Source organism: Saccharopolyspora galaxeae, from assembly GCF_016526145.1.
GTDB lineage: Bacteria > Actinomycetota > Actinomycetes > Mycobacteriales > Pseudonocardiaceae > Saccharopolyspora_C > Saccharopolyspora_C galaxeae.
The window spans coordinates 203,560-218,814 of record NZ_JADDUE010000011.1 but is presented as its reverse complement, the minus strand read 5'-3'; the positions used below and the strand labels follow the sequence as shown (position 1 = coordinate 218,814).

Sequence of the window (15,255 nt, the reverse complement as noted above, 5' to 3'; positions counted from 1 at the left end):
GCGAGGTCGAAGACCTTGCCGGGGGTCGTCCGTGGCCTTGTTTACCGGTAGAACAGCAGGTTGTCGTGCAGACGTGCGTGGCGGAACTGGTGGACCGCACCTGCCTGTCTGAGCAGTTCCCGTTCCTGGGCATCGGTGAGGTAGTGCATGAGTCGTGCGGGTAGGCGCCCGCGGAAAGCGAGCCATGACCTCGCGACGACGAAATGCCACCAAGCTGAATCGAGGACGAAAACGGTACCGAACAGAATTCCGATAGATGCCGGGATGACCCCAGCAGGAAGGGCCGTAAATGCGTCGGTTGTCGTGAGCTTGAAGGCCAGGACAGGCGACAGAGGCAGGAACGCGGCCATGGCGAAGGAGGGGAGCATCAGCAGGTTCGCCGTCCGGTCGCTGCGCAGGGTCCGGCTCGGGCTGGAGGTCCCGACAGGGTCAATATGCACGTGCAGGTTCTGGGAAGCGATTCCCCAGAACATCCTCAGAATTCCGAAGAGCCGCGGCCCCCAGAACAAGGCAGCTAGCCCGAAGGCTGCGAAGGCTCCAGGCAGCAGCACTAGGGTGAGAACGAGGAAGAAGAAGCTGAACAGGATCAAGCGCAGCCCATACTTGATCACCTCGAACGGTTTGGCCGACGACGCCAGCATGGTCTGAATTGGCGGCTTGGGTTTCCGGGCCCGGTACGCGGCCCGAATCCCGATCACGAGGCTCAACAGCGAGAAGAGGACGGCGTACTGGGCGTAGATATCCGTGGGGCTCGGAACGTGGACGGCCAGGAGAATCCACGGGCAAACGAGGAACACGGCGCTCGTGAGCCAGGCGGCCAAGGCGTACACGATACTCGGTGTCGTGTATTTGATGTCCCACCACGCGATGTCGCGGGTGCCCAGGCGATACGTGTGTTGTGCAAGGAACACCGCCCATCTCGTCGCCTTGTGCAACTCGTAGCGGGCGCCTGGCTGCCGTCGCCTCCCCGGCGCCGGTGGTGCGGGAGAGTTCTGGTAGACCGCCGGAATGAGGGCGTTGAGCAGGTAGTTCTCGATCGCCTCGCGATTCGGGAAGCGGGAGCGGTCGAGCAGTTCCGCGGGTGCGGCGTGCGAGCGGGTGTAGACGGTGCGCGCCAGGGAGATGATCAGCGGACTCGTCAACGCCTGTGCCACCGGAGTTTCCGCCCGGTCCGCGAGCTGCTCGAAAACTGGGGCCCACTGGGCAGTGCGGTGGGGCGGCGTTGCTCGGTGCAGGTGGTCGATGACTGCTTGGCGCGGGACCGGCTGAGCCTGCACCACCGCAGCGGTGCGCAAGACGTCGCCGTACTGCACGGCTTGGGCGTAGTTGTCCGTGCGGCACGTCAGGACCAACGGGTCGTCGATGGTCAGAGACTGGTTCAATGCCGTGAGCGCGGAGCCCTGCCACCGCAGTGGAGCCTCGTCGAGGCCGTCGAGTACGGGCATGATGCGGCGCTCAGTGAGCAGTTGTTCGGCCACGGCCCTTCCGTACCGGCGGATCCCGGGATAGTCCTCCTGGAGACGGCGGGCGAGCCATGCCAGCAAGTGTTCCTGATGCGGGTCCCAGGAAGCTATCGACATCGGAACCGGCACCGGTTCGTCGGCGCGCAAGTCGTTTAGCAAACCGAGAATCAGTAGCAGTGTCAGCGCGGTCTTGCCGGAACCGCCTTCGCCCAGGACGACGAGGCGACGACGGGACAAGGTGCGGAAGGACGCGGCCAAGCGGCTCGGAGCGCTGTGGTCGCCGGAGAAACCGCCGGCGATGTCGTCGCCGTGGTCCGCCAGCGACCAGTGAGCGGCCGCCCATGGAACCCGCAGCGGGTGGTTGTCGAGAAGCCCACGCCGCAGCGCTTCGTCCCGCCATTGCGAGTGGACCGCGGCGGCGAGCTCCAGCTGGACCGTCCGGAGCGGCGTCGGCTGATGGTGGTGGAAATGCACGCCACCGTGGAGATGGCCGGCTTGGACCACGGTGGTGGCGTTCGCGGTCAGAGAGTTCCGCACTTCGCCGTCGTCTCGCCTGGGCATCGTCCGTCCGAGCCGTGTCGTTCCTGGAACCGAGCAGGATCCACCGTAAAGGATCACATCCGTCGATGGGTGGTTTTCGGGTCGATTCCGCCGTGGGCACCCGCGTTGACGGCGTGCCGGAGGCGCGAGTGGTGACCGTGACGGAACTCCTCGTGCGTGAAGGTGTCCGGTCAACCTCACCCGAGCTCATCTGCCACACCTCGTCCTCTCGGACAGCACCTTCCCCGCCTTGGACGCCGCTGACTTCTTCTGCGCGTCGTGTGAGCATTCCTGGAGCGTCAATGGGATCTCAGTGCGCCCATCGGCGAGGTCCAGTTCGCTGATGATTCGGGCTCCGCGGAGTCGCACACCACGCGGGTCTGGCTCCTCGGTGCCATTGCCTCGCAGCAGGTCTCGGATGGCCACGGCACGGACATCGCGGGCTTGTTCTGTCGAGAGGTTCAGCAGCAACGAAGAACGGCGGAGAGGGACAGATGCGTTCGACCGGGCGTCGGGACACCCAGCCCGAGCTCCGCCTGCGCCGTGCGCTGCACCGGCGTGGGCTGCGGTTCTTGGTCGATGCGTTTCCGCCCGGTACCAAGCGGCGTCGGCGGGTTGATGTCCTGCTCCGCGGAGCGAGGATCGCGGTGTTCGTCGACGGCTGCTTCTGGCACTCGTGCCCGGAGCACGGCCAGTTGCCGAAGACGAACCGCGGTTGGTGGCAACGCAAGCTGGAGGGCGTGGTGCGGAGTGATCGGGACACCGACGCCGAGCTGACTTCTGCCGGCCGGCTGGTGGTCAGGGTGCGGGAGCACGAGGATCCCGAGCTCGCCGGATCGCTCAGCTGACCCGCGACAGAGGCTGCTGACGATGGTCAGCGAATCCCGATTGGGCCCGCCTTCCAAGCGGCGTCGGTTTGTTGGCGCGGGCCGGAGGTGGCCCGGCCTTCGGCCAGCGTGTGGTTAGTGCCCAACTCGGAGGGCGCATTAAACCCCCACACGGAAATCCGCAGGTCACGGCTTCACGGATGCAACGGCCATTACGGGGACATGAATGAACCCCAGGTCAAAGGCTTGACCTGGGGCTGATGTTGTGTCCGAGGGGGGACTTGAACCCCCACGCCCATTAGTAGGGCACTAGCACCTCAAGCTAGCGCGTCTGCCATTCCGCCACTCGGACGCCTCAGCGCCGCCTGTGTTGCCCGGCGGCCTCTGCTGTGTTGTGCCCATAGATTAGCTGATCGTTTTCAGGGCTCGGAACCCACCCCCCATCGCCGCGACGGGATGGTAGAAAAGCCTGGTGAGTGAGCAGATCGAGAGCGCATCCGGTGGGGCGGACGCCGGGCTGCGGCTGGCCGAGGACGAGGTCGTCGGGCTGGCGAGTGAGCTGATCCGGATCGACACGACGAACACCGGTGACCCGGCGACCCTGGCCGGGGAGCGGGCGGGTGCGGAGTACGTCGCCGAGAAGCTCGCCGAGGTCGGGTACGAGACCACCTACGTCGAGTCCGGGGATCATCCTGGCCGGGGCAACGTGGTCGCGCGGTTGCCCGGTGCCGATTCGCAGCGGGGCGGGCTGCTGGTGCACGGGCACTTGGACGTGGTGCCTGCGGATCCCACCGAGTGGTCGGTGCACCCGCTGTCGGGGGCCGTGCAGGACGGTTACCTGTGGGGGCGCGGGGCGGTCGACATGAAGGACATGCTCGCGATGAGCCTCGCGGTGGCGCGGCGGTTCAAGCGGGACGGGATCACGCCGCCGCGGGACATCGTGTTCGCGTTCCTGGCCGACGAGGAAGCGGGCGGGTTGCAGGGCGCGCAGTGGCTGGCCGATCACCGGCCGGAGTTGTTCGAGGGCTGCACCGAGGCGATCAGCGAGGTCGGCGGGTATTCCGTCACCTTCGACGACGGGGTGCGCGCCTATCTCGTGCAGACCGCGGAGAAGGGCATCCGCTGGCTGAAGCTGCGGGCGCGGGCGCGTGCCGGGCACGGGTCGATGGTGCACGACGACAACGCGGTGACCCAGCTCGCCGAGGCCGTGGCCAAGCTCGGCAGGCACCGGTTTCCGCTGGTGCTCAACGATTCCGTGCGGGAGTTCCTGGCGGGGGTCAGCGAGCTGACCGGCTGGGACTTCCCGGCCGACGACCTCGATGGCGCGGTCGCCAAGCTCGGCGGGCTTTCGCGCATCGTGGGCGCGACGCTGCGCGACACCGCGAACCCGACGATGCTCACCGCCGGCTACAAGCACAACGTGATCCCGTCGGTGGCCGAGGCTGCGGTGGACTGCCGGATCCTGCCGGGTCGTGAGGAGGCGTTCGACCGGGAGCTCGCGGACCTGCTGGGGCCGGACGTGGAGCGGGAGTGGGTCGGGCTGCCGCCGGTGGAAACCCGCTTCGAGGGCCGCTTGGTGGACAACATGCAGGCTTCGCTGCTGGCCGAGGACCCGGCCGCGAAGACGCTGCCGTACATGATGTCCGGCGGCACGGACGCGAAGTCGTTCAGCAGGCTCGGCATGAACTGCTACGGGTTCGCCCCGCTGCGACTGCCCGCGGACCTGGACTTCTCGGCGCTGTTCCACGGCGTGGACGAGCGGGTGCCGGTGGATGCGCTGCGCTTCGGGGTCCGGGTGCTGGACCGGTTCCTGCGCACTGCCTGAGCGCGTTGTCGGTGCCTTCTGGTTCCATCGGCGTGGAGATGATCACCCGATGGTCGAGGAGGTGCCTGCGGTGCGGGAGGCCGGTGGTTCGGTGGCGTACTGGACCGAGGTGTACTTGGAGCACCTGCAGGCCCGGAAGCTGGCCGCGAACTCGCTGCGCGCCTACCGCCGCGACCTCGGCTCGGTCGGTGCCGAGCTGGCGGAGCTCAGCGGGCTGGCAGTCGATGCGTTGCCGGTCGCCGAGGTCACCGCCACGGTGCTGCGTTCGGCGTTCGCGCGGCACGCCGCGGCCCGGTCGGCGTCCTCGGTGACTCGCGCGTGGTCCACTTGGAACGGCCTGTTCGGGTTCCTCGTCGTCGAAGGCGCCGTGGGCGGCAACCCGATGCAGGTGGTTCCGAAGCCCCGCACCGCGCCGGCGACCCCGAAACCGCTGCAGGGCGAGGAAACTCCGGAACGGCTGTTGCGCTTGGTCTCCGAGGGCGCGCGCCGGGCGCGCAACCCTTGGCCGGAACGGGACCTCGCGGTGCTGGCGGTGCTGCTGTGCACCGGAGTGCGCTCGGCCGAGCTGCTGGAGCTGACCGTCTCGGCGCTGGCCGGACGGCCCGGTGACCGCCGGTTGCACGTGCAGGGCAAGGGCGGCAAGAACCGCTCCATCCCGATCGAGGGCGCACTGGACGAGGTCGTCGGCGACTACCTGCGGACCCGCCGGACCCGGTTCGGCGAACGCCTCCCGGGCGGCGCGGCGCTGTTCGTGGACCACCGCGGTGAGCCGTTGCGCCGCGGCGGGCTGCAGTACCTGGTCCGGCAATCGATGCGCGCGGCAGGCATCTCCGATCGGGTGCAGCCCGGTGCGATGGTGCACGCGCTGCGGCACACCTTCGCGACCCGGCTGGCCGAGGACGGGGCGAACGCCGCCGAGATCGCGAAGCTGCTCGGGCACGCCTCCATCAATTCCAGCCAGACCTACATCGACGTGACCGCCCGGGAGCAGCGGCTGTCGGTTCGCGCGAACCGCACGCACCAGGTGCTGGGGGAGCTGTCCCGGCAGGACGGGCGGTGACGGACCAGCGCGTGATCTTGGGGGACGGTCCGGGAAGGACACTCGGCCGATGCCGTTCCGCCCGGGCGGTCCGGTGACGTAGGTTGGCGTGCGATCGTCGCGTGTCCACAGTGGCACGACGAGCGGGCTCGCCGAACCGGTGTGGGAGGTGCGGACCTTGGACCGGAAGACGCTGATCGTGCTGGCCGTCGTCGCCGTGGCCCTGTTCTTGGTGATCCGCGATCCGGTCGGGGCCGCCGCGAACGTCCAGCGCGGATTCGGGCTCCTGGTCCAGGCGATCCAGGGGCTGTGGGCCGCGTTGAACGAATTCCTGGCCGCGGTTTCGCGGGGCGGCTGAGCGGCCACCGCCGGGAATCCGGGCCGCGTGCACCGGCGTTGGTGCCGGTGTGACCAACCCGCTGCGCTTCTCGGTCCTGGACCGCTCGCTGGTGCGGAGCGGCCGTAGCCCGTCGGAGTCGTTGCCGCGCACCGTCCGGTTCGCCGCGGAAGCCGAAGCGCTCGGCTACCACCGGTTCTGGGTTGCCGAGCACCACGGCGTGCCCGGGGCGGCCGGATCGGCGCCGACCGTGCTGGCCGCGGCCGTCGCCGCGGCGACCTCCCGAATCCGGGTCGGCACCGGCGGGGTGATGCTGCCGAACCACCGGCCGCTGGTGGTGGCCGAGCAGTTCGGCGTGCTCGAATCGCTGCATCCGGGCCGGATCGACATGGGGCTGGGCCGGTCGCTCGGGTTCACCGCGTCGGTTCGCCGCGCGCTGGGCTCCGGCCGGGAGTCCGCGGAGCGCTTCGGTGCGCAGCTGGCCGAACTGCTCGACTACTTCGCGGGCGAGTCGGATCCGCGCGCGATTCCGTCCGCGGGGCTGCGCATCCCGGTGTTCGTGCTGGCCACCGGTTCGGGCGTGGAGCACGCGGCGGAGGCGGGGCTGCCGCTGGTGATCGCCGCCGTGCGGGGTGACGAGGCGCTGCTGCGGTCGGTCGAGCGCTACCGCGAGCTGTTCCGGCCGTCGCTGTGGTCATCGCAGCCGCACGTGGTGCTCTCCCGTTCGGTCGCGGTCGCCGAAACCACCGGACGAGCCCGCGAGCTGCTGGTACCGGAAGCGTTCTCGACCGCGTACTCGCGGGTCCACGGCGTCTTCCCGCCGCTGGAAACGGTCGGCGAGATCCGCGCCCGGCGGTTCGGGCGCCGGGAGCAGGAGCAGTTCGAGCGGGCGATGGTGGGCCACGTGTACGGCACCGAGGACGAGGTAGCCGAGCAGTTGCAGTCCCTTGTGGACGACACCGAGGCCGACGAGGTGCTGGTCACCACCAGCGGTCCGGACGAGGACGCGCTGCTCGATTCCTACCGGAGGCTGGCTCGGCTGATTCCCGGCTGAGCGGGACCGGTCACCGTCGCCAGATCTCGATGGGCGGGCCGCACGTGATGTCGACGAGTTGCTCGTGCGTTCCGTCCGCGTTGGATGCGCAAGCCCTTACGCGGATCGAGGTGGTCTCGGCGGGGAAGATGAGCCCGTCCGTGTCCGCGCCCCGGTTGCCGCTGATGGGCTCGGCGCTGCCCTTGGAATTGCCGTTGTAGGTGTCCCAGGATTCGGCCGAGCCGTCGGGCCGGTGCGCCTCGACGTAGAGCCTCGCGCCCAGGTAGTTGGCCTTGTCGTCCACGACTTCGCCGGTGAGCTGGATTTCGCCGTGCGCTGCTCGGCTGATCTTTCCGGTGGCCGAGGCGCCTTCGACGCTGGCCCCGGTCGTCCAGCTGCTCTCCGGCCCGCGCTCGGCGAACAGCAGCAGGCTCCCGATGAGCAATCCGCTCGCGATCGCGCCGACCGAGCTCAGCGCCATCCCGTGCCGCGCAGGCGCCCGCCCTTCACGAGCCAGCTCGGCAACGGTGGAGTGCACGAACAGCGCGGACGCGAACAGCGGCACGCCCCACATGGCGGGGACGCCGAGGTAGTTGACGGTGACCTCGGCGAGCAGCCCGCCGACCGCCAGCAGCGGGAGCATCGTCGCGGCGTTCGCGAGCCGGATCCGCACCAGCGGGATCCCGCGGCGGCGGCGCTCGGCCAGTGCGATGCCTGCCGCGGCGAGCAGGACCGCGGCCATCAGCGACAGGCTCAGGTAGAAGACGGGGTGCGAGTCGAAGACGCCGCCGAAGATCGCCAAGATGGTGGCCAGCAGCCAGGCGGCGCTCAGCGGGCCCAAGAGCCGCTGGCGGCGCGATTCCGGGGGCTGCCGGGGCGGTTTCACCGGCTGCGGGTGCTGCTGCTGGGCGAGATCCGCGGAGCTGCCCTCCGCCGGTTGCGGCGTCGGCTCGAAAACGGTCACCGCCGAGCCGCTCGAACCGGGGTCCGGGGACGGGGCCGTGCGGCTGTCGGCCACCTTGGCCCGCGGAGTCCTCGCCGGTTCCAGCGCGGGATCCGCGGTGAGCACCGACTGGTGCAGTTCTTGCAGGTCCTGACCGGGGTCGACGCCGAGTTCGGCGTCCAGCATTTCGCGCGTCCGGCGGTAGGCCTCCAGCGCGTCGGCTTGCCGCCCGCTGCGGTACAACGCGATCATCAGCTGGGCGCAGAACCGTTCCCGGGTGGGATGTTCGGCGGTCAGCGCCTTGAGCTCCGGGACGATCTCGTCGTCGCCGCCGAGTTGCAGTTCGAGGTCGATGCGTCGCTGCACCGCCTGCAGCCGCCGTTCGCTCAGCGCCAGGGCGACGTCCCGATGCAGCGCATCTGAGTCCACATTGGACAGAACTGGGCCGCGCCACAGCGCGACGGCCTGCCGCAGCACCTGGGCTTCCTCCGTCGGGCCCGCCGCGGCGAGCCGGCCTGCCTGGGCCAGCAGGTCCTCGAACCGCAGCAGGTCGAGCTCGGCGGGCTCGACCCGGATGCGGTAGCCCTCCGGGTGCGTCTCGACGACCACGCCTTCGCCGTCATCGGCACCGAGGGTCCGCCGCAACCGCATGACGTAGGCGCGCAGCGTGTTGCGCGCACCGCGGGGAGGCGCTTCGCCCCATAACCGGTCGGTCAGCTCGTCCAGCGGCACGACCTGGTTCGCCCGCAGCAGCAGCGCCGCCAGCAGCACTCGCTGCTGTCCGGAACGCACCGGTATCTCGACCCCGGCACTGCGAACTTCCAGCGGACCCAGGACGAAGAATTCGAGTTCCAAAACCGCACATCCTCAACCGCAAGCCCCGGGCCGCCGCGAGCTCCGGCCTCCTCACCTCGCAGGACACCTTGGCAGAACGCCGCAGTCACCGTCGAGTCACCCAGCAGTCACCGCGGGTTGCCAGTGTTCATCTCACCGCGAGCTCAGCGCTTCGCGGTGCGCGGTCCACTGGGGGAATCTCCGGCATCGTCCACGTGCCGGGGTTGGACCGGGACCGGCGTGCACGTGCAGGGGGAGCGCGATGGCGCTGCGTGCACGCCGGTCAGAACACTCGTCGTTCGTGCAGCCGGCCGATCAGGTGCGCGAGCAGCGCGATCTGCGCCGGCGACTCGCCCGGCAGCACGTGCTCGTCGCGGGAGTGCGGGCCCGCGCCGACCGCGCCGAGCCCGTCGAGCACCGGGAAGTCCAGCGCGGACACGAAGTTCGCATCGCTCACGCCGCCCACCGAGGTGCCTTCCAGCGTGCGGCCGAGATCGTCCGCAGTGGCGCGGGCCAGCTCGAACAACCGCTCCGAGGCCGGGTTGGGGTTCATCGGTGGCCTGTTCCAGCCGCCCTGCAATTCGACCCCGATCCGCTCGTCGGACACCGCGAGCGCGGCGAGCCCTGCGTCGATCCGCGGCATTTCGGCCGGGTCCTGCACCCGGACGTCGATCTCGCAGCTCGCCCGCCCGGCCACCACGTTGCGGCCGGTTCCGCCGGTGATCGTTCCGACGTTGATAGTGGTTCCCCGGCCGGGCTCGGCGAGCGCGGTGACGGCCGGGATCAGTTCGGCGAGCGCGTGCACGGCGCTGGCCCCGGCGTCCGGATCCAGGCCCGCGTGCGACTCCACGCCGCGCACCACCAGGTCGAACAGGCCGAGCCCCTTGCGGCGCACCTTCACCTTGCCCGCGCGGCTGGGTTCGAGCACCAGCGTCGCGTCGGATGCGCGGCACGCCCGCTCGATGAACTCGCGGGAGGCATGGCTGCCGATCTCCTCATCACCCGTGCAGAGCAACCGCACCGAGGGGTGCGGGATGTCCAGTTCGCGCAGCAACCGCAGCGCCCAGACGCCGTGCACGATGCCGAGCTTCATGTCCAGGCAGCCGGGAGCGGTGATCCGGTCGTCCTCGATGGTGAAGGGCCACTCGGCGAGCGTGCCCACCGGCCAGACCGTGTCGTAGTGGCACAGCAGCAGCACGGTGCCACCGGTGGTGCCGGGGAAGGTGGTGTCCAGGATGTCGCCGTAGGAGCCGCCGTCGTGGCGTTGCCGGGAACCCGGCTCACCGAGGCGTTCGGCGAGCCAGCTTTCGAGGTCCGCGAGCCCCGCGTCCAGCGCCTGCTTGTCGTGGCTCGGCGTTTCGGTTTCGACCAACCGGCGCAGGTCGGCCAGCACATCGGGGAGCGCGGTCTCCGCGCGTTCCGCCAACGCCGCTGCGTCGCTGTCCACTCGCCACCTCCGAGGTCGCACTGCACCAGAACACCCGGGCCCAGCGGCACGGTGCCCATGAACTCCGGTGTCCAGCTGACCAGATCGGCCGATCGCCCGGCGCAGCGGGCGACGATCACGCGCCAGTGGGCACCCAGTTGCCGTGGAACCCGTTCGGAACCCGGACGGGCAGGTGCACGGCGGCAACGGTCTCCAAGCTCGCCGCGTCGAGGATCATCAGGTCGCTGCGGGCCGCAGCTCTGTCGTAGGCGAAGCCCATGAGCACGCCGTCGTCCTCAGCTGCGTCCGGGGAGCTGGGCTCGAAGACGAACTCACCGACTTCGACGCCCGCCCCGAACCGCCGTTCGGTGGTCCGGCCCTGCTGCAGGTCGTGCTTGAGCAGTGCACCGCCCTGCTCCAGGCCCCGGCCGACCTCCGGTGCGTAGCCGTACCGGTGCGCCCGTCCGACGCGGCGCTCGTCGACCCGCGGGAACTCCTGCGCCCGATCGTCGAGCCGTTCCTCGCGCACCCGGCCCGCGGCGAGGTCGACGGTCCAGCGGTCCAGCGTGGGGGTTCCCTCGTTCGGGCCGTGCAGGTCGGTGTCGAACATCTTCGGGTGGCGCACCACGTCGAGCACGACGGTCGCGCCGTCGTCGTAGGCGTTCATCGGGTGGAAGACGTAGCAGGGCTCGACCTCGAACCAGCGCACGTCGGCGTTGCCGCCATCGCGCGGCATGACCCCGATCCGTGCCGGGTAGCGGCGGTTCCAGCGGTACGGGAGACCGGTGTTGGCGCCGAACCGGCCTGCTGCCATCGCCGCGATCGGGTCGGGCACCCGGACTCTGCCGATCACCGCCGAGAGGACCAGTTTCGCCGGGGTGCGCAACAGCGGTGGCACGGTGGCCCGCGCGACCCGCTCCACGTCGAAGGTGACCGGCAGGTCGTAGAACACCACGTGGTCCCGGGTCAGCGAGAAGTCGTGCATCATCGGCGAACCGGTCACCTCGATGTCCACCGCGCGCCTGCACCGGCCGTCGGTGCCGATCACGGAGTACTGCACGGTGTTGCCGCGGCCGAAGAAGTACGAGACGGCGTGCAGCTCCCCGGTGTCCGGATCCCGCTTGGGGTGCGCGGTGTAGCCGCCGGGCAGGGTGCCGTCGAAGTCGCACGGACCGACGGTGTCCAGCGTGTCGGTGAGCTCGTAGTTGGCCACGCCGCCCTCGATCAGCGCCAGGGTGCGGCCTGCGTGGCCGATCACGTTGGTGTTGGCACCGAGGCTGGGGAGTCCGGCTCGGCGGCTCCGGCCGTTGCGGCGGGGTTCTCCGAGCGCTGCCGCCACGTCGGGAGAGCGGACCCAGCGGTTGCGGTACCACTCCGCGCGGCCTTCCCGGAGCCGGATTCCGTGCACCATCCCGTCGCCCATGAACCAGTGGTACGCGGCCGGATCGACTTCCCGCATCGGATTGGGGCCGTTGCGCAGATACCGCCCGTCGAGGTGTTGCGGGATCGAGCCGGTGACGGCCGGCTCGGTCAGCGTCCGCTCGTCCTCGACCGGAGCGAAGCTGCCGTTGAGGTAGTCGTTGCTGCTCATGGCGCATCCCCCTGCTGGCTATAACGCGGTTATAGGATTAATGTAACGACGTTATGGGAGGTTGCCAAGGGTGAGCACGACAGGTTCGGCCGGAATGCGTGATCGGCTCGTGCAGGCCGCGGTGGCGCTGCTGGCCGCGGAGGGCCCGGCGGCGTTGCAGGCCCGCCGGTTGGCGCGCGAGGTCGGCGCGTCGACGATGGCGGTCTACCACTACTTCGGCGGCATGCCTCAGCTGCTCAGCACGGTGATCGAGGAAGGGTTCCGGCGGCTGGATGCGCGGCTTGCGGAGGTCGCCGCCACCGACGATCCGGTAGTGGACCTCGGCAGGCTGGCGCTGGCCTACCGCGACGTGGCTCGCGAGAACCCGCACCTCTACGACGTGATGTTCGGGCTGTCGGCCCCCGGCGGTCATCGGCCGGAAGAACACGAGCAGCCGGGGGCGGACGAGCCGAGCGTGTCGCAGCGCGCCTACGGGCACCTCGTCGCCGCGACGGAACGGACGGTCCGCAGCGGCCGCATCCGGGAAGCCGAACCCGCCCACGTCGCCGCGCAGCTCTGGAGTCTGCTGCACGGTTACGTCACGCTCGAGCTGTCCGGGCACTTCGATCAGTTCGACGGACCGGAGCAGGTGTTCATGCCGATGGCGTTCAACCTGCTCGTCGGACTCGGCGACGATCCGGAACGGGCCGCGCGTTCGGGGCGGCGGGCGTTGGCCGCGGCCGGGGTCCGCGCGAATTCCGTCCACTGAGGATGATCGACCGGCGGCCGATCCCGGCGGATGGATCGCCGGGAATGCACGGGCGCGGTGCGGTGTTGCCCCGCGGCCGGCGGCACTGGCGAGCAGATCATCGGCTCGCTCCAGCGGTTTTGCGAAGCTTCAGCCGTGACCTGGGTGGTGCAGCAGTGAGCGGCCGGTGTTGCGAATTGATTCCCGCCTGAAAGTGCGAGCGCGAAATGCTCTTCCAGTGGCTTGTGCCCGCGCTGGCGCTGGCCATGTGCTTGCTGATCTCGTGGCTGGCGTCGCGCTCGAACCGGACGATGCGCGAGTCCGAACGCGTCCTCGATGATCGCGGTCGGGGCGACCCGGTTTCCGATGAAGACGTGCGAGAACCGCGCGCGGCCGAGCAGCCCGCGCGGGAGGGCGAGCCGGAACGACAACCGGTCGCTTGACCCGAACCGCGGGCCGCGACGGCGAAATTCGCTCGTAGCGGCCGGGTTCTGGTTGCCGCAGCGGTGCGTGTGCACGGCCCGGGGCAGTGGGTAGCCGGTCGGTGTGAGTGCAGATCTCGAGTTCTTCTTCGACCCGCTTTGCCCGTTCTGCTGGGTGACCTCGCGCTGGGTGGTGGAGGTGCAGCGGCAGCGGACGCTCGCAGTGCGCTGGCGTCCGCTGTCGCTGGCGATCCTCAACGAGGACATCAGCTACGAACAGCGCAAGCAGGCCTCACCCGCGTACCCGGACAGCCACGTGCGCGGACTGGAAATGCTGCGGGTGGTGCACGCCGCCCGCGAGCGCGCGGGCCCGGAACGCGTCGGTGATCTCTACACCGCGCTCGGCGAACTGGTTTGGGATTCCGAGGCACCGCAGGGCGACGACTTCGACGCGGTCATGCAGGAGATGGCCCGCCACCGCGATCTGCGCCCGGCGCTCGAACGGGCCGGACTGCCCGCGGACCTCGCCGAGGCGGCCGACGACGCGGGCCGCGACGCGGACCTGCGGGCCGAGACGTTCGAAGGCGTGGACCGTTGCGGGGGCGGAGTGGGCACTCCGATCTTGTCCTTCGCGCCGCCCGACGGCCCGGCGCTGTTCGGGCCGGTCGTCGACTCGCCGCCCGCAGGGACGGATGCGCTGCGCCTGTGGGCTGCGGTGGAAACGCTCGCCACCTGGCCCGGTTTCGCCGAGCTCAAGCGGAACCTGCGCAGCTTCCCGGACACCACGTTGACCGCGAAGCTCGCCCGGACCGGCACCCAGGTGCGGTGAGCCGCGCGGTTTTCGGGTCGCCGAGCGGGGGCATCCGCCGAGTGAGCCGACTCGGGGAGGCACGTCATGACACGGATGAACCAGCCACCGCGAGAGCACAACTCGGACCCGGCCGAAGGGATCCGGCAACCGGAGGTGCTCGCCACACCGGACTCGGATACCGGCGACAAGCAACCGGCTCGCCCGGCCGTTGATCCGGACCGGCGCCCGCACGCGGACACCGCAGCCGAAGGCGAGTAGCCCGCCGATCACGACCGGGGTCCTGCGGATCAGCGCGCCGTCTTCGGCGCGGGCCACCACCCCGCTTCGCGGATGGGCGTGGCAGGCGAGCCGGTGATGCGGGGCACGACGTCGGTCACCTTGTCCAGCTCGCCCCCGGCGATGGCCTGGTACCAGGAGATCCACGCCTCGATCTGGGTGCCGCTGATGCCCAGCCGCCACCGCCGCGCGAACGCCTCCGGCAAGGTCTCCGGCTCGTACCGGTAGGGCTTGCCGGTGGCCTCGGCGATCTGCGGGACGGCTTCGGCGAGGGTGAGCGACTCGGGGCCGGTGACCTCCAGGACGGCGCCGTCGTGCTCGGTGCTCTCGTCGGTGGCCACGCCGGTGATCGTCGCGGCGATGTCGTCGTGGGTGGTGAACGCGACCCTGCCGTCGCCGCCGGGACCGCGGATCGTGAACTCCTCGTCGGCCAGCGCGGCAGGGGTGGAGGCGTAGAAACCGGCGCGGAAGACGGTGTGCCGGACTCCCGCACCCGCCAGGTACTGCTCGGTCAGCCAGTGGTCGCGGGCGTTGCGGTAGGTCGCCGTTGCCGCCGCTCCGATCAGCGACACGTACAGCACCCGGCCGACGCCGACGTCCATCCCGGCCTGCACGGCGGAGGCGTGTTCCTCCAGCCGCTTGCCGGTCGGGTGCGAGGAGATCAGCACGAGCGTGGAGGCGCCGTCGAGCGCGCTGCGCATGGCCGCGGCGTCGTCGTAGGCGGCCGGACCGCGCTTCTCGGCGAAGGGCAGCTCGGGCAGCCGGGACGGATCGCGCCCGATCAGCAGCTGCGGCACCCCGCCGTCGGCGAGCCGTGCGGCGATCCGGCTGCCGAGCGCGCCTGTCGCGCCGGTGACCGCCACGGTGCCGCGGTCCTTCGCTGCGATGGCCAAACCTTGCCTCCAAGCTGCGATGATCGGGAATGCCGCCGCCGACTATAGGAGACGGCGGCGTGCTCGCTGCGTGCACGCGGCGCGGTGGCAAGCCGGACGGCTCGTCGACGCTGGCCAGAGCGTGCGAATCCGCGGAGTGGAAACGATCCTGGTAAGCCGCGGGCGTCGTGCCGGTGCACGTTTGCCGTGCAACGGTCGGCCTTCATACTGCGCCGGTAGCATCGGCGGTGAGCGTTGCGCGTCCGCCGAAAGCGGTACGTGTGTCACC

General features: G+C 70.1%; 14 protein-coding genes and 1 tRNA gene. 9 read left to right on the top strand and 6 right to left on the bottom strand.

Annotation, left to right across the window (positions count from 1 at the left end):
• Positions 1-41: 41 nt before the first annotated feature.
• Positions 42-2,024: an NACHT domain-containing protein gene (locus tag INP57_RS23995; protein ID WP_200072580.1), complete on the bottom strand. Its 1,983-nt coding sequence runs from the start codon at positions 2,022-2,024 to the stop codon at positions 42-44.
• Between the two features lie 473 nt (positions 2,025-2,497).
• Between INP57_RS23995 and INP57_RS30570 the strand changes: the two genes are divergently transcribed.
• Positions 2,498-2,851, top strand: a complete 354-nt coding sequence (locus INP57_RS30570; RefSeq protein WP_200072579.1) for a very short patch repair endonuclease — start codon at positions 2,498-2,500, stop codon at positions 2,849-2,851.
• 245 nt (positions 2,852-3,096) lie between these two features.
• Here the strand turns inward: INP57_RS30570 and INP57_RS23985 are convergent.
• Positions 3,097-3,182: transfer RNA gene (locus tag INP57_RS23985), tRNA-Leu, on the bottom strand.
• Positions 3,183-3,302: 120 nt separating this feature from the next.
• Between INP57_RS23985 and INP57_RS23980 the strand changes: the two genes are divergently transcribed.
• From INP57_RS23980 to INP57_RS23965, 4 genes are all read left to right on the top strand, one after another.
• A complete protein-coding gene (locus INP57_RS23980) occupies positions 3,303-4,655 on the top strand; it encodes a M20/M25/M40 family metallo-hydrolase (RefSeq protein WP_200072578.1) in 1,353 nt (450 codons plus the stop codon).
• Positions 4,656-4,704: 49 nt separating this feature from the next.
• Positions 4,705-5,715: a tyrosine-type recombinase/integrase gene (locus INP57_RS23975; protein ID WP_200072577.1), complete on the top strand. Its 1,011-nt coding sequence runs from the start codon at positions 4,705-4,707 to the stop codon at positions 5,713-5,715.
• Between the two features lie 157 nt (positions 5,716-5,872).
• Complete coding sequence (locus tag INP57_RS23970) at positions 5,873-6,052, top strand: hypothetical protein (RefSeq protein ID WP_200072576.1); 180 nt, start codon at positions 5,873-5,875, stop codon at positions 6,050-6,052.
• A gap of 49 nt (positions 6,053-6,101) precedes the next feature.
• Complete coding sequence (locus tag INP57_RS23965; RefSeq protein WP_200072575.1) at positions 6,102-7,085, top strand: MsnO8 family LLM class oxidoreductase; 984 nt, start codon at positions 6,102-6,104, stop codon at positions 7,083-7,085.
• 10 nt (positions 7,086-7,095) lie between these two features.
• On the opposite strand, the gene INP57_RS23960 is transcribed toward INP57_RS23965, so the two are convergent.
• The 3 genes from INP57_RS23960 to INP57_RS23950 form a co-directional block, all read right to left on the bottom strand.
• Positions 7,096-8,862, bottom strand: coding sequence for an AfsR/SARP family transcriptional regulator (locus INP57_RS23960; protein ID WP_200072574.1), 1,767 nt, complete (start codon positions 8,860-8,862; stop codon positions 7,096-7,098).
• Positions 8,863-9,124: 262 nt separating this feature from the next.
• Positions 9,125-10,288, bottom strand: coding sequence for a M20 family metallopeptidase (locus INP57_RS23955; RefSeq protein WP_307850250.1), 1,164 nt, complete (start codon positions 10,286-10,288; stop codon positions 9,125-9,127).
• 115 nt (positions 10,289-10,403) lie between these two features.
• Positions 10,404-11,858: a carotenoid oxygenase family protein gene (locus tag INP57_RS23950; protein WP_200072573.1), complete on the bottom strand. Its 1,455-nt coding sequence runs from the start codon at positions 11,856-11,858 to the stop codon at positions 10,404-10,406.
• 70 nt (positions 11,859-11,928) lie between these two features.
• On the opposite strand from INP57_RS23950, the gene INP57_RS23945 reads away from it, so the two are divergent.
• The 4 genes from INP57_RS23945 (at position 11,929) to INP57_RS23930 (ending at position 14,076) form a co-directional block, all read left to right on the top strand.
• Positions 11,929-12,606: a TetR-like C-terminal domain-containing protein gene (locus tag INP57_RS23945; protein ID WP_307850249.1), complete on the top strand. Its 678-nt coding sequence runs from the start codon at positions 11,929-11,931 to the stop codon at positions 12,604-12,606.
• Positions 12,607-12,812: 206 nt separating this feature from the next.
• Entirely contained in the window at positions 12,813-13,028 is a 216-nt protein-coding gene (locus INP57_RS23940; RefSeq protein WP_200072572.1) for a hypothetical protein, read from the top strand.
• A gap of 103 nt (positions 13,029-13,131) precedes the next feature.
• The gene (locus INP57_RS23935; protein ID WP_200072571.1) at positions 13,132-13,836 is read left to right on the top strand and encodes a mycothiol-dependent nitroreductase Rv2466c family protein; all 705 of its coding nucleotides are present in this window, start codon (positions 13,132-13,134) and stop codon (positions 13,834-13,836) included.
• A 66-nt stretch (positions 13,837-13,902) separates the two neighbouring features.
• Positions 13,903-14,076: a hypothetical protein gene (locus INP57_RS23930; RefSeq protein ID WP_200072570.1), complete on the top strand. Its 174-nt coding sequence runs from the start codon at positions 13,903-13,905 to the stop codon at positions 14,074-14,076.
• A gap of 29 nt (positions 14,077-14,105) precedes the next feature.
• Here the strand turns inward: INP57_RS23930 and INP57_RS23925 are convergent, their stop codons facing one another.
• Positions 14,106-14,987, bottom strand: coding sequence for an NmrA family NAD(P)-binding protein (locus INP57_RS23925; protein ID WP_200072569.1), 882 nt, complete (start codon positions 14,985-14,987; stop codon positions 14,106-14,108).
• Between the last annotated feature and the right edge of the window lie 268 nt (positions 14,988-15,255).

Coding starts and splice junctions, on each gene's coding strand:
- INP57_RS23995 (WP_200072580.1), bottom strand. CDS start 2,024: ATGCCCAGGCGAGACGACGGCGAAGTGCGGAACTCTCTGACCGCGAAC.
- INP57_RS30570 (WP_200072579.1), top strand. CDS start 2,498: ATGCGTTCGACCGGGCGTCGGGACACCCAGCCCGAGCTCCGCCTGCGC.
- INP57_RS23975 (WP_200072577.1), top strand. CDS start 4,705: ATGGTCGAGGAGGTGCCTGCGGTGCGGGAGGCCGGTGGTTCGGTGGCG.
- INP57_RS23950 (WP_200072573.1), bottom strand. CDS start 11,858: ATGAGCAGCAACGACTACCTCAACGGCAGCTTCGCTCCGGTCGAGGAC.
- INP57_RS23940 (WP_200072572.1), top strand. CDS start 12,813: ATGCTCTTCCAGTGGCTTGTGCCCGCGCTGGCGCTGGCCATGTGCTTG.
- INP57_RS23930 (WP_200072570.1), top strand. CDS start 13,903: ATGACACGGATGAACCAGCCACCGCGAGAGCACAACTCGGACCCGGCC.